This window comes from Streptomyces sp. NPDC037389, from assembly GCF_040636475.1.
GTDB classification, from domain to species: domain Bacteria; phylum Actinomycetota; class Actinomycetes; order Streptomycetales; family Streptomycetaceae; genus Streptomyces; species Streptomyces hesseae.
Window position 1 is genome coordinate 77897 of the sequence record NZ_JBEZUS010000004.1, and the last position, 12681, is coordinate 90577.

Consider the following 12681-nt stretch of genomic DNA (forward strand, 5'->3'; position numbering starts at 1 on the left):
GCAGCCTCCCCGGGTGTGCCACCCGGCCCCCCCCCCCGGCTCACCCGGGCCCACCCCGCCGGACGGGCTGACAAAGTCAGCCCGTCCGGCGTTCGAGGACGACATCAGCTGAAGACGATCATCGATCCCTGCCCCAGGCTCCGTGTCGCCGCCGCGTGCAGCCCCAGCCAGACGTGGCGTTCCCGGGCGAACGGGCTGTCGTCGTGGGGGCCCGGGGCCGCGCGTTCCTCCAGGGTCGTGGGGTGGTCGGGCGCTGCCGGCGGGGCCGGTGGGTTGTCGGGGTCGATGCCCAGGACCGGTGCCACGGAGTGGAGTTCGCGCAGCAGACCGTGGCTGGATCCCAGCGGCCCGCCGCCTTCGAGGAGTTCGTCGTTGGACAGCGGATGCGGGAAGTCCACCGGCACGTACGCCCCCGCGTGGTCGTAGTGCCAGACCAGGTGCGACTGCTGCGCCGTGCTCTCGAACATCTCCAGCAACTGCTCGTAGTCCCCGCCGAGTTCATCCACCGGAGTGACGGCGAGGCCACAGAGGTTCAGCAGATGGGCGCGGCGCAGGAAGTGCAGGGCGTCGTAGTCGAAGCCCGCGACGGGTGCCACGTCCCCGGAGAGACCCGGCATGTAACCGAAGACGGGCACCGGGGGAAGCCCCGCCTCGCCGAGTGCCTTGTCGTAGGCGGCGATCTCGTCGGCGAAGGGGTTGTCGGGGCTGTGGCAGAGCACGTCGACTAGGGGCACCAGCCACAGGTCACAGGCCACGTGAGCTCACTCTCGTCATCGCCTTCCCGTCCGATGGTCGGGTGGTCGGGCCAGAGTAGTGCCGCTCAGCCGGTTGTCATACCGGGCCGGCAGACGTAGACGCGCCGAATCCGCTTGGCTTCCGGCCGGCTTCGGCCCCGGAGCCGTCGGCCCCGGGGTCAACGGTCCACGCGCACGTCCCACACCCACGTGTCGCCGATCCAGCGGGGCTCCTCGCCCGTCAGCCGGGTGACGGCCGTCCGCAGCTCGGCGCTGTGCTGCCGCTGGTCGGGGAGGACGAGCGCGTCGGCGCGCCAGAACGCGAGGTCCTCCTGGAACGCCCGGCGCTGCTGCTCCCCGATGCCGGGTACCCGGCCGGTCTCCTGGACCTTGTGCAGCAGTTCGGAGGTGGCGCGCCACGCGGGGCCGTAGATGCCGATCCGGTCGGGTCCGTAGGGCCCGTTGAAGTAGCCGCCGGGGAACGAGAAGCCGAGACCGGCGTCGATCTGCCAGCCGAGGGCCGCGGTCTCCTTGGGCCCGGGCACGGGTACGGGCACCAGCGAGTGCCCGTCGCGGACGTGCTCCCGCCAGGTGCCGTCGGCGAAGAACGCGGGCGCCGGTTCGCGCTCGACGGTGCGGTAGGGGGTCGGCAGCAGCGGCAGGAGGGCGGCGGCGAGGGCGGCACAGCCGATGACCCGGCGGGAGCTCTCGCGCTCGCTGCGCTCCCGCCGCTCGGCGAGCCGGTCGCAGGCGAGGGCGAGGAGAATGCCGAGGGCGGGGACGCAGACCATCGCCATCCGGGCCTCGATGACCGATTCAAAGAGAGGCGCCTCCGCCATCAGCCGCCACGGTCCGGGGAGCGTCTTGCCGGTGCCCGGCAGCGGGATGTTCCGGCCGAGGGAGAGGACGGCGGCGGCCAGCGCGGTGAAGCCGAGGGCGCGGACGGCCGGCCGGCCCTTGAGGTGGACGACGAGGGCGACGGTGACAACGATCAGCGGCCAGCCGAAGAAGGCGTTCTCCTCGGTCCGGTTGAAGGAGAGCGACGCGGCGACCGACCCGTCCCCGGCCAGTGAGCGGGTGGCGAACTCCAGAAGCGCCATGGGGTGGTTGCCCGCCTGCCCGTGCAGCACGCTGCTGTAGCTCTGCGGGCCGTCGAACTGCCAGGCCAGGGGGACGATCACCAGCGGCAGGGAGACGAGGGCGGCGATGCCGAGGCCGCGCAGCAGGGGCCGGGCGACGGCCGCGGCCACGTGCGGGGAGGCGGCCGCGTAGCCGAGGGCGAAGAGGAGGAGGCCGGTGGCGGCCAGCAGCAGGGCCTCCTCGCCGAGGAAGACCTGGTAGGCGAGAAAGAAGCCGAGGACGACACCGTCGCGCACGGTCCGGCGGCCCCCGCAGAGCCGCAGCAGCCGGTCGATGATCAGCGGCATCATGAACAGCACCACGAAGTTGGGGTGGGCGTTGCCGTGCGAGATCATCGGTGGCGCGAAGGCGCAGAAGCCGCCACCCAGCGCGGCCGCCCAGCGGGAGCGGGTGAAGCGCCTGGCCAGCAGCCAGTACCAGGCGCAGGCCGTCGCCGTGAGCCCGCCCGTGAGCACGACGGCCCAGGTGAACTGGGGGCCGAAGGCCAGGGTGAGCGGTGCGAGGGGGATGGACAGGCCCAGCATGGCGGTGTTCGCCATGAGGTTGACGCCCAGCGGGAAGTTCTGGAGAGCGCTGAAGAGCGGATTGCGCAGATGCGCGACGTTGTCGGCGGTGACGGCGAAGAACCATTCCCACTGCTGCTGGTCCTGGTCCGAGTCGATCAGATAGCGGCCGGCCGGGTCGCTCCACAGCCCCGCGTAGAGGAGGACGCTCAGGAGGAGGAAGAGCGCGGGTATCGCGATCCGCGCCGGGCCGTCCGTCCGGCGCCGCGCGAGCCAGCGGACGCGCACGAGGTCGGCGAGGACACGGGGGTAGGCGAGGGGCCGGACCTTCGAACCGGGCTGATGGGCCCAGCGCACGGGCACCTCGGCGACCTCCCAGTCCTGCCGGTGGAAGTGCCGCAGTATCTCGAAGTCGTAGGACCAGCCGTCCAGCCGGGAGCGGGAGAAGGCGGTGCGGACCTTGTCGCCGTCGAAGAGCTTGAAGCCGCACTGGGTGTCGCGGATGCCGGGGACGGCGGCGGCGCGGATCAGCCGGGCGCCGATCCGGCCCATGGTCTCGCGCAGCGCGTGCTGCCGGACGGCTATCCGGGAGCCGGGCAGGGCGCGGGAGCCCACGGCGGCGGTGGCGCCCTCGTCCATCCGGTGTTCCAGGAGCGCCAGTTCCTCGATGGGCGTGGCCAGGTCGGCGTCGGTTATCAGGACGCGGCGGCCGCGCGAGGCGAGGACGCCGGTGCGTACGGCGTGGCCCTTGCCCCGGTTGGCGGGGGTGCGCAGCAGACGGATGCGGGGCTCCTCGACGGCGGCGGCCTCGGCGACGGCCGCCGTGGCGTCGGTCGAGCCGTCGTCGACGACGATCAGTTCCCAGGCGACCGGGTCGGGGCCGTCATCGAGGTGGGCGCGGACCGCCTTGAGCGTGGGCGCGAGCCGGTCCTCCTCGTTGTACGCCGGGACGATCACCGACAGCCCGATGGCGCCCCCGTCCTCCTCGTCGGCCGCGGCGGGCGGGACCGGCGTCATCTTCATTGCGCATCACATTCCGTTGTGTCGACGACTGCGAGCGGATCTCGAGACTCTATGCGTAGTGCATCGATCAGCCGTCGAACGGAATTACCAGACCTTCCGGACATACCGGACTTATGTCTGGTTCAGGACCTCGATCAGCTCCAGGGTGTGCCGGTTGTACGCGACGACGATCCGCTGGGCCCGCTCGACGTCCCGGCAGGCGATGGCCTCCGCCAGCTCGGCGTGGCGGTGCCACAGCCGCCCCCGGAGGTCGCCGAGGTGGCGCAGCAGGGGGACGGTGAAGATCCAGCTCTGCACCCGGAGCCGGTCCAGGAAGTCGGATATATAGGGGTTTCCTACGAGTCCGGCCATCTCCCGCCAGAAGCGGAGGTCGTAGCCGATGAGGATGTCGAGATCGCCCGCGAGGGCCGCCCGCGCGGCCTCGTCGGCCCGGCGGCGCACGGAGGCCAGCGCCTCCGGGGTGGCCTGGAGCAACGCCTGCTCGGCGGAGCGCCGGAACATGCCCTCGACGACGAGCGTGCGGGCCTCGATCATGTCGCGGAAGTCGGCGTGCGAGAACTCGCGCACCCGGTAGCCCTTGTGCAGCTCGACGTCGAGCAGGCCCTGTGAGCAGAGGTCGAGCAGCGCCTCGCGGACAGGGGTGGCCGAGACCCCGTACTGCTCGGCGATCTCCTTGACGGTGAACTGCCGCCCCGACGGGAGCCGCCCCGCGATGACCTCGTCGCGCAGGGCTTCGGCGATCTGTGAGCGCAGCGTCGTGCGCTTGACAGCCTCGCTGCCTGGCATTGGTCCTTCGTCTCCCTTTCCGTGGCCGCACGCCTGGCATGCGAACGGCCCTCGCAACCATAGGCGAGGGCCGACGTCGGGCGGTATGACCGGGCGCACGGGACGGTGAACGGTACCTGATGCTGTGTGCGCGCTGTGGGAGTGGGTACCGGCGGTACGGCCCCGCCCGGGGAGCCGGGCGGGGCCGTACCGCCGTCAGGCCGCGTACCGGTCCGCGACCGCGAGGGCCTCGTCGAGGGCCGCCAGGCCCCGCTTCGCCTCCTCGTCCGTGATGGTGCACGGCGGCACCACGTGCACCCGGTTCATGTTCACGAACGGCCAGAGGCCCGCCGCCTTGATCGCCGCCGTGACGGCCGCCATCGGCGCGTTCGCCTCGCCCGTCGCCGCGTACGGCACCAACGGCTCGCGGGTGCGGCGGTCGCGGACGAGTTCGACGGCCCAGAAGACGCCGAGGCCGCGGACGTCGCCGACGGACGGGTGGCGCTCGGCGAGCTCGCGCAGGCCCGGGCCGAGAACGTCCTCGCCGATCCGCGCCGCGTTCTCGACGATCCCCTCCTCGGCCATCGCGTTGATCGTCGCCACGGCGGAGGCGCAGGCCAGCGGGTGGCCGGAGTAGGTGAGACCGCCGGGGTAGGGCCGTCCCTCGAACGTGGCGGCGATCTCCGCCGAGATGGCGACGCCGCCGAGCGGAACGTAGCCGGAGTTGACTCCCTTGGCGAAGGTCAGCAGATCGGGGACGACCCCGAAGTGGTCGGCGGCGAACCAGCGGCCCGTCCGCCCGAAGCCGGACATGACCTCGTCGAGGATCAGGACGATGCCGTACCGGTCGCACAGCGCCCGGACGCCCGGGAGGTAGCCGGGCTGGGGGTACCTCCCAGCGGTAGCCGGGGGAGGGACCATGATCCCCGCAGTGCCGGGCACGGTCTCCAGGATGATCGCGGCGATCGTGCCCGGCCCCTCGAAGGCGATGGTGTCCTCAAGGTGCCGCAGCGCGCGCTCGCACTCCTGCTCCTCGCTCTCCGCGTGGAACGGCGAGCGGTAGCGGAACGGGCCCCAGAAGCGCACCACGCCGGCCGAGGCCGTGTCGGAGGGCCAACGGCGCGGGTCACCGGTGAGGTTGATCGCGGCGGCGGTGGCGCCGTGGTACGAGCGGTAGGCACTGAGCACCTTGGGGCGGCCGGTGTGCAGCCGGGCCATCCGGACGGCGTTCTCCACGGCCTCCGCGCCGCCGTTGGTGAAGAAGATCTTGTCGAGGTCGCCGGGGGTCCGCCCGGCGATCAGCCGCGCGGCCTCGGAGCGTACGTCCACGGCGAAGCCGGGCGCGATCGTGCACAGCCGGGCCGCCTGCTCCTGGATCGCGGCGACGACCTTGGGGTGTTGATGGCCGATGTTGGTGTTGACGAGTTGGGAGGAGAAGTCGAGGTAGCGGTTGCCGTCGTAGTCCCAGAAGTACGAGCCCTCGGCGCCGGCCACGGCCGGTGGGTCGATGAGGCCCTGCGCGGACCAGGAGTGGAAGACGTGGGCGCGGTCGGCGGCCTTGACCGCCGCGGCGTCGGTGGGAACTGGCTGCGTGGCGGTGGGAACTGGCTGCGTGCTCACGGGCGTGACCTCTGATCGGTTGATCGGCAGGCGCTGTCGGGCCGAGCCTAGGGAGCCGGGCCGGGCCCGGGTACCGGCACTGTGTCGGCCGCCGGGCGCCCCCGTGGACACAGTGCCGAGTGGGCCGTCCGGCCGGTGGACGCCCCCGCAAATCGCCGTACGGGAAATCCACATTCGGTGGTTTCCTCCTGCTACGGTCTTTCGCGGTTGCAGTATTGGTCCCATTTGTCATGTGCGCCTGAAGGTCCGTGATCTCGGGCGCACTTGCGTTTTCCTGGAGTACGGAATTCCGCCGTGCGCCCCCATTAAGGAGATCGATCAGTTTGGCTACCGGCATCGTGAAGTGGTTCAACTCGGAAAAGGGGTTCGGCTTCATCCAGCAGGACGGCGGCGGCGCCGACGTCTTCGCCCACTACTCCAACATCTCCACCCAGGGTTATCGGGAGCTCCAGCAGGGGCAGAAGGTCACCTTCGACATCACCCAGGGGCAGAAGGGTCCGCAGGCGGAGAACATCCTCCCCTCCCGGGCCGACGTCTGACCGACGTCCTACGACGTCCTACCGACGTCCGAACCGGCGCGTCCGGTAGGATCGCGCGCCCCCGTTCACGGGCCGGGTATCGGCGATTTCGCCGTGCGGATACCCGGCCCTTTGCAGTGTCGGTATTCTCCGCCGTGAAACATGGGGGAAGGAGTGCCGGCATGGACGGCATCGAAGGTCTGTCGCCGGAGGATCCGCGCACACTCGGCTCGTACCGGCTGCTGGGGCGGCTGGGCGAGGGCGGGATGGGCCGGGTCTATCTCGCCCGTTCCGGCCGGGGCCGCACGGTCGCGGTGAAGGTGGTCCGCCCGGAGCTGGCGGGACAGGAGGAGTTCCGCCGCCGGTTCGCCCAGGAGGTGCGCTCGGCGCAGCGGGTGGGCGGCGAGTGGACCGCGCCCGTGCTGGACGCGGAGACCGAGGCGGCCGTGCCCTGGGTGGCCACCGGCTATATCGCCGGGCCCTCGCTGGGCCGGGTCGTCGACCGTGACTTCGGGCCGCTGCCGGAGCGGTCCGTCAGGATTCTCGGCGCGGGGCTCGCCCGTGCCCTCCAGTCGGTGCACGCCGCCGGGATCGTCCACCGCGACCTCAAGCCGTCGAACGTGCTGATCACCCTCGACGGGCCCCGCGTCATCGACTTCGGCATCGCCCGGGCCCTGGAGACCGTCACCGGCGCCGGCCTCACCCGTACCGGCGCGACCGTCGGCTCCCCGGGCTTCATGTCGCCCGAGCAGGTGCGCGGCGACACGATCACGCCCGCGAGCGACGTCTTCGGCCTCGGCTCGGTGCTGGCGTACGCGGCGGGCGGCCGGATGCCCTTCGGCGCGGCCGACAGCGCCGTGCACTCCGTGATGTACCGGATCGTCCACGAGGAGCCGGAGCTCGCCGAGGTGCCGGACGGACTGCGGCCGCTGATCGCGGCGTGCCTCGCCAAGGAGCCCGGCGACCGGCCGACACCCGCGGAGGTCCTGGCCCGCACCGGGGTCCAGGACCAGCTGGAGGACCTGCGGTCCGCCGAGCCCTGGCTGCCCGGCGGCCTCGTCGCCCAGCTGGGCAGGCACGCGATCAGCCTCCTGGAGGTGGAGGAGCCGACGCGTGCCCCCGGCCATCCGCCGACGGTCGCCGAGCCCATACCCCCGGCGGCCGAGCCGCCCACCCACGTCGGACCGCCCCCGGGCGGCCGGCCGGCGGACCCGCCCACGCTCACCGCGCCGGGCGGCCCGTACCCGCCGCATCACCAGCCGATGCCGCCGCACACGCCGGAGACGCCCGTGCCGGGCGCGTACGGCCCGTACGGCGGCCCGTACCACCCGACGGCGCCGGCCGCGCCGCAGCGCCACTCGAAGACGCCCTACCTCGTGGCCCTGATCGTGGCCGCCGGACTGCTGGCGGGCGGCGGGACGGTGTATCTGCTCAACCGGGACACCGGCGCCAAGACCAACGGCGCCGGCCAGGCCCCCGGCACGTCGTCCTCCGCCCCGGCGCAGAGCCCCGATTCGCCCTCCGGGCGGACCACCCCGCCCAGGACGTCCCCGGCGCCGCCGCCCACGGGCGACCCGACCACCAAGGACCCCACCCCGTCCGGGGAGTATCCGGGCTACTCCGGCACCTGGCAGACCACCTTCGACAGCGGCGCGGGCGCCAACTACCGGATCATCACCGTCACGGGGGACGTCAGCATCCAGGGCAGCGGCACCCTCTCCGACGGCACGTCCTACTCCTGCCGGTGGCACGCGGCGGTGACCGGCGGCGGCGGGGGCTCCCTGCGCCTGGGACCGTCGACCGTCACCCAGGCGAGCCCGTCGTCCGCCTGCCAGCCCGGCTCCCCGTCCAGCCTGACCCTGCTGCCGGACAACCGGATGCGGCGCGACTTCACCGACTCCGGCACCAAGGACGCCTCGCTGGTCTACAGCAAAACGAGCTGAAGCAAACGCAAAGGGCGCCCCGACGGCTCGAAGCCGTCGGGGCGCCCTTGTGTACGACGCGTACGACGTGTACGACGTGTACGACCGGGATTACGAGAGGAAGGAGTTGATCTCGATCGTCTCGTCGCGGCCCGGGCCGACGCCGATCGCGGAGATCGGCGCGCCCGACATCTCCTCCAGCGCCTTGACGTACGCCTGGGCGTTCTTCGGCAGCTCGGCGAAGGTCTTGGCCTTGGAGATGTCCTCGGTCCAGCCCGGCAGCATCTCGTAGATCGGCTTCGCGTGGTGGAAGTCGGTCTGGCTGTAGGGCAGCTCCTCGACGCGCTTGCCGTCGATCTCGTACGCGACGCAGACCGGGATCTGCTCCCAGCCGGTGAGCACGTCGAGCTTGGTGAGGAAGAAGTCCGTCAGGCCGTTGACGCGCGTGGCGTAGCGGGCGATGACCGCGTCGAACCAGCCGCAGCGGCGGTCACGGCCGGTGGTGACACCGCGCTCGCCACCGATGGTGCGCAGCGCCTCGCCGTCCTTGTCGAACAGCTCGGTCGGGAACGGGCCGGCGCCGACGCGCGTGGTGTACGCCTTCAGGATGCCGATCACGCGGTTGATCTTCGTCGGGCCCACGCCCGCGCCCGTGCAGGCGCCGCCCGCGGTCGGGTTCGAGGAGGTGACGAAGGGGTACGTGCCGTGGTCGACGTCGAGCAGCGTGCCCTGGCCGCCCTCGAAGAGGACGACCTTGCCCTCGTCGATGGCGTTGTTCAGGATCAGCGTGGTGTCGGCGACGAAGGGCTTGATCTGGTCGGCGTAGTCCAGCAGGCCGTCGACGATCTTCGCCGGGTCGATGGCGCGGCGGTTGTAGAGCTTGGCCAGGAGCTGGTTCTTCAGCTCCAGGGCCGCCTCGACCTTCTGGGTCAGGATCGACTCGTCGTAGAGGTCCTGAACCCGGATGCCCACGCGGTTGATCTTGTCGGCGTAGGTCGGGCCGATGCCCCGGCCGGTGGTGCCGATCTTGCGCTTGCCGAGGAAGCGCTCGCCCACCTTGTCGAGGGTGACGTTGTAGGGCGTGATCAGGTGCGCGTTACCGCTGATCAGCAGCTTGGACGTGTCGACGCCGCGATCGTTGAGCCCGCTCAGCTCGGAGAGCAGGACAGCCGGGTCGACCACGACACCGTTGCCGATGACCGGGGTACACCCCGGCGAGAGGATTCCGGAAGGGAGAAGGTGGAGCGCGTATTTCTGGTCACCCACGACGACCGTGTGGCCGGCGTTGTTGCCACCTTGGTAGCGCACCACGTAGTCGACGGATCCACCGAGGAGGTCGGTGGCCTTTCCCTTGCCCTCGTCACCCCACTGAGCACCGAGCAGCACAAGTGCGGGCACAGGCGTACACCCCTTCCGGGCGGGGCATGTCCAACGTGCACAGGTGGCCTGCCGCCCGCGTGATACGGGCGTTCACCACCGCTAGAGCCGTCGAACCGGTGCCCCGGATAGACGAAGCCCCTGGCGCAACAGCGACAGGGGCTCTTGCACCGAGAGATTACCTGAGGAAGGACGAAGGTGTCGGCTCCAGACCCGAGCGGAGCGCAGCTGCTCGTCGTCATCGACCCGGTCGCCAGGCGTGTGGACGGCGAGTCCACGCGGATCGCGAGGGATGTGCTGTGCGCCGGAGCGGTGGCCAAAATCTGTCTCCCGGGCGGTCCGGAGGAGGTGGCGCGCGCCGTCGCCCGGCGCGGACGGCGACGGATCGTCGTGATCGGCGACGACCGGGCCCTCCTGCGAATTGTGGGCCTGCTCCACCGCCGCCGCGAGTTGGCGGACGCCCCGCTGGCGTGGGTGCCCGTCGGGGCGCTCCCCGCGGTGTCGGTGGCCCGGGTGCTGGGCGTCCCCCTGGGGACCGTGGCGGCCGCCAGGGCGGTGCTGGACGGCGCGGAGCGGCGGCTGGGCCTGCTGGCCGACGAGAGCGACGGCGTCGTCCTGGGCGGCCTCTGGGCGCCCGCGGGGGCCGTACGGGCGGGGCGGGCGGACGGCCGGAGCACGCCGACGGGGGCGGTGGTCCCCGCGCCCGGGGGCGGGCCGGACGGGGGCCCCGGCGGGCACCAGTCGTGGTGGACGCCGGCCGCCCGGACCGCCCGTACGGCCCTGACGCTGCTGTCCGGGCCGGCGGCGGCCGGGCGGCATCCGCTGCCCTCGGCGACGCGGCTGCGGGTGGAGGCGGACGGGGAGGTGCTGGCCGATCTCGACCGGCCGGTCGGACGGGTCGCGGTGACGGCCGTGGACGGCCTGGCCGAGGTCGTCGTCCACGCGGGCGACCCCGCGAGCGCCCCGCTGCGGGTCCTGGCCCGCACGGTCACGGTCTCCGGCCCGGACTTCCGCTACCGCGCCGACAACCGCGTCCGGGGGCCGGTACGGACCCGGACGTGGACGGCGGTGGGGGACGCGTGGGGGCTGACCCTGCCGCGGGAGTAGCGCGGCGGGGTGGGTGCCCGGGGGTGTCAGCCGCCCGGCCGGACCAGGCCCGCCTCGTACGCGAAGACGGCCGCCTGCGTCCGGTCCCGCAGGCCGAGCTTCACCAGGATCCGGCTGACGTGCGTCTTCACCGTCGACTCCGCCACCACCAGATGCTCCGCGATCTCCGCGTTCGAGCGCCCCTGGGCGACCAGCACCAGCACCTCCGTCTCCCGCTCCGTGAGGTCGCCGACGCGCTCCGGGGTGGGGGCCTTGGGGGTGCCCAGGCGGGAGAACTCCTGGATCAGCCGCTTGGTGACCGTGGGCGCCAGCAGCGCCTCGCCGTCGGCGACGACGCGCACGCCGTCGGCGAGCTGACGGGCGGAGGCGTCCTTCAGCAGGAAGCCGCTCGCCCCGGAACGCAGCGCCTGGTAGACGTACTCGTCCAGGTCGAAGGTGGTGAGCACCAGCACCTTCGCGCCCGAGTCGGCGGCGACGATCTCGCGGGTCGCCTCCAGGCCGTTCATGCCGGGCATGCGGATGTCCATGAGCACCACGTCCGGTCGCAGCTCGGCGACCTTGCGGACGGCGTCGAGGCCGTCCACGGCCTCCCCGACCACCTCGATGTCGGGCTGGGCGCCCAGCAGGACGGAGAAGCCCTCGCGGACCATCATCTGGTCGTCGACGATCAGCACACGGATGTTCATGCGGCGGCCTCGCCCGGTGCGACGGGAAGGAAGGCGACGACCTCGAAGCCGCCGTCGTGCGTGGGCTCCGCCGTCATCTCGCCGCCGAGCATCGTGACGCGCTCGCGCATGCCGAGGACGCCGTGGCCGGCGCCCGGGGAGGGCTTGGCGAGACGGTCGGGACGGCCGTTGACGATCCGCAGGCCGAGCCCGCCGAGGACGTAGGAGACCTCGATCCGGGCCGTGGCGCCGGGCGCGTGGCGCAGGACGTTGCTGAGCGCCTCCTGGACGATGCGGTACGCGGACAGCTCCACGCCCTGCGGCAGCGGCCGGACGGAGCCGGTCGTGACCCGGTCGACGGGGAGCCCGGCGGAGCGGACGTTCTCCAGCAGCCCGTCGAGGTCGGCGAGCGTGGGCTGCGGGGCCTCGGGGGCGGCGAAGGCGTCCGGGTTCTCGGACCGTACGACGCCGAGGACGCGGCGCAGCTCGGTGAGGGCGGCCACGGCGTTCTCCCGGATGGTGGCGAAGGCGGCGGCCAGCTCGGGCGGGGTGTCCTGGACGCGGTAGGGCGCGGCCTCGGCCTGGATGGCGACCACGGACATGTGGTGGGCGACGACGTCGTGGAGCTCGCGGGCGATGGTGGTGCGTTCCTCCAGCACGGTCCGCCGCGACCGCTCGACCTGGGTGACGGCGACCTGCTCGGCGACCTGCTGCCTGGACTCGCGCATGGCGCGGACGGCGGCGGTGACGAAGAGCACCACACCGAAGAACATGGAGATCTCGAAGACGTCGTTGTGGATGCCGGTGCCGTGGGCGACGGACACCAGCACCTGGAAGGCCCCGGTGAGCAGCCACATCTCGGCGGCCAGCCGGGGGCGGGTGCGGAGGGTGACGAGCACCATGACGGCGAGGTGGGAGACGAGGCCGCTGGGGGTCCACAGCCCGCCGCCGAGGATCACGGCGGTGACGAAGACCGCGCCGATCGACAGCCACCAGGCGCCGACGGGCCGCAGCAGCGTGGTCACCAGGGGGACGGCCGCGAACAGCGCGAGGACCAGGCCGGCCATGCTCGGCCGCTCGGCCAGGGTGGTCAGCGCGACCAGCGCCGTGAAGGCGGTGACCAGCGTGTGCGGCAGCCAGCGCGTATAGCGGCCCAGGCCCCCGGGGGCCATGCGGACCAGCACGTTTCCGTCGCCGAGCGGCGGCAGCGGCCGGAAGGCGAAGGCGTCGGTGAACAGGTCCTTGCGTATCTCGTCGGTGGCGCTCTCCAGGAGGCGCATCTCGCTGCGCAGGCCGTTCGTGTCATG

10 protein-coding genes are annotated in these 12681 nt (G+C 72.4%); 3 read left to right on the forward strand and 7 right to left on the reverse strand.

From position 1 onward, the window contains the following. Nucleotides 1-104 precede the first annotated feature (104 nt). From AB0E98_RS09960 to AB0E98_RS09975, 4 genes are all read right to left on the reverse strand, one after another. A complete protein-coding gene (locus AB0E98_RS09960) occupies nt 105-755 on the reverse strand; it encodes a hypothetical protein (protein ID WP_361700710.1) in 651 nt (216 codons plus the stop codon). A gap of 158 nt (nt 756-913) precedes the next feature. After that, a complete protein-coding gene (locus tag AB0E98_RS09965; RefSeq protein WP_361701507.1) occupies nt 914-3394 on the reverse strand; it encodes a dolichyl-phosphate beta-glucosyltransferase in 2481 nt (826 codons plus the stop codon). 117 nt (nt 3395-3511) lie between these two features. Next, nucleotides 3512-4186, reverse strand: coding sequence for a GntR family transcriptional regulator (locus tag AB0E98_RS09970; protein WP_361700713.1), 675 nt, complete (start codon nt 4184-4186; stop codon nt 3512-3514). Between the two features lie 195 nt (nt 4187-4381). Continuing rightward, the gene (locus tag AB0E98_RS09975; RefSeq protein ID WP_361700715.1) at nt 4382-5785 is read right to left on the reverse strand and encodes an aspartate aminotransferase family protein; all 1404 of its coding nucleotides are present in this window, start codon (nt 5783-5785) and stop codon (nt 4382-4384) included. Between the two features lie 323 nt (nt 5786-6108). Between AB0E98_RS09975 and AB0E98_RS09980 the strand changes: the two genes are divergently transcribed. Together AB0E98_RS09980 and AB0E98_RS09985 are read left to right on the forward strand one after the other, a co-directional pair. Beyond that, nucleotides 6109-6324 carry a cold-shock protein gene (locus AB0E98_RS09980; protein WP_361700718.1) on the forward strand — a complete coding sequence of 72 codons (216 nt, stop codon included), beginning with the start codon at nt 6109-6111 and terminating at the stop codon, nt 6322-6324. 161 nt (nt 6325-6485) lie between these two features. Continuing rightward, entirely contained in the window at nt 6486-8246 is a 1761-nt protein-coding gene (locus tag AB0E98_RS09985) for a serine/threonine-protein kinase (RefSeq protein WP_361700721.1), read from the forward strand. Nucleotides 8247-8336: 90 nt separating this feature from the next. On the opposite strand, the gene AB0E98_RS09990 is transcribed toward AB0E98_RS09985, so the two are convergent. Beyond that, complete coding sequence (locus AB0E98_RS09990; protein WP_361700724.1) at nt 8337-9623, reverse strand: adenylosuccinate synthase; 1287 nt, start codon at nt 9621-9623, stop codon at nt 8337-8339. A gap of 177 nt (nt 9624-9800) precedes the next feature. On the opposite strand from AB0E98_RS09990, the gene AB0E98_RS09995 reads away from it, so the two are divergent. Continuing rightward, a complete protein-coding gene (locus AB0E98_RS09995) occupies nt 9801-10709 on the forward strand; it encodes a diacylglycerol kinase (RefSeq protein ID WP_361700727.1) in 909 nt (302 codons plus the stop codon). Between the two features lie 26 nt (nt 10710-10735). Here AB0E98_RS09995 and AB0E98_RS10000 read toward each other — a convergent pair whose 3' ends face one another. Further along, nucleotides 10736-11395 carry a response regulator transcription factor gene (locus tag AB0E98_RS10000; RefSeq protein ID WP_361700729.1) on the reverse strand — a complete coding sequence of 220 codons (660 nt, stop codon included), beginning with the start codon at nt 11393-11395 and terminating at the stop codon, nt 10736-10738. Further along, entirely contained in the window at nt 11392-12654 is a 1263-nt protein-coding gene (locus AB0E98_RS10005; RefSeq protein ID WP_361701508.1) for a histidine kinase, read from the reverse strand. Before AB0E98_RS10005 ends, AB0E98_RS10000 begins: the two co-directional genes overlap by 4 nt. Nucleotides 12655-12681: the final 27 nt, after the last annotated feature.

Excerpts from the sequence above, each read along its gene's own strand:
- AB0E98_RS09965 (WP_361701507.1), bottom strand. The coding sequence starts at position 3,394 with ATGACGCCGGTCCCGCCCGCCGCGGCCGACGAGGAGGACGGGGGCGCC.
- AB0E98_RS09970 (WP_361700713.1), bottom strand. The coding sequence starts at position 4,186 with ATGCCAGGCAGCGAGGCTGTCAAGCGCACGACGCTGCGCTCACAGATC.
- AB0E98_RS09985 (WP_361700721.1), top strand. The coding sequence starts at position 6,486 with ATGGACGGCATCGAAGGTCTGTCGCCGGAGGATCCGCGCACACTCGGC.
- AB0E98_RS10000 (WP_361700729.1), bottom strand. The coding sequence starts at position 11,395 with ATGAACATCCGTGTGCTGATCGTCGACGACCAGATGATGGTCCGCGAG.
- AB0E98_RS10005 (WP_361701508.1), bottom strand. The coding sequence starts at position 12,654 with ATGCGCCTCCTGGAGAGCGCCACCGACGAGATACGCAAGGACCTGTTC.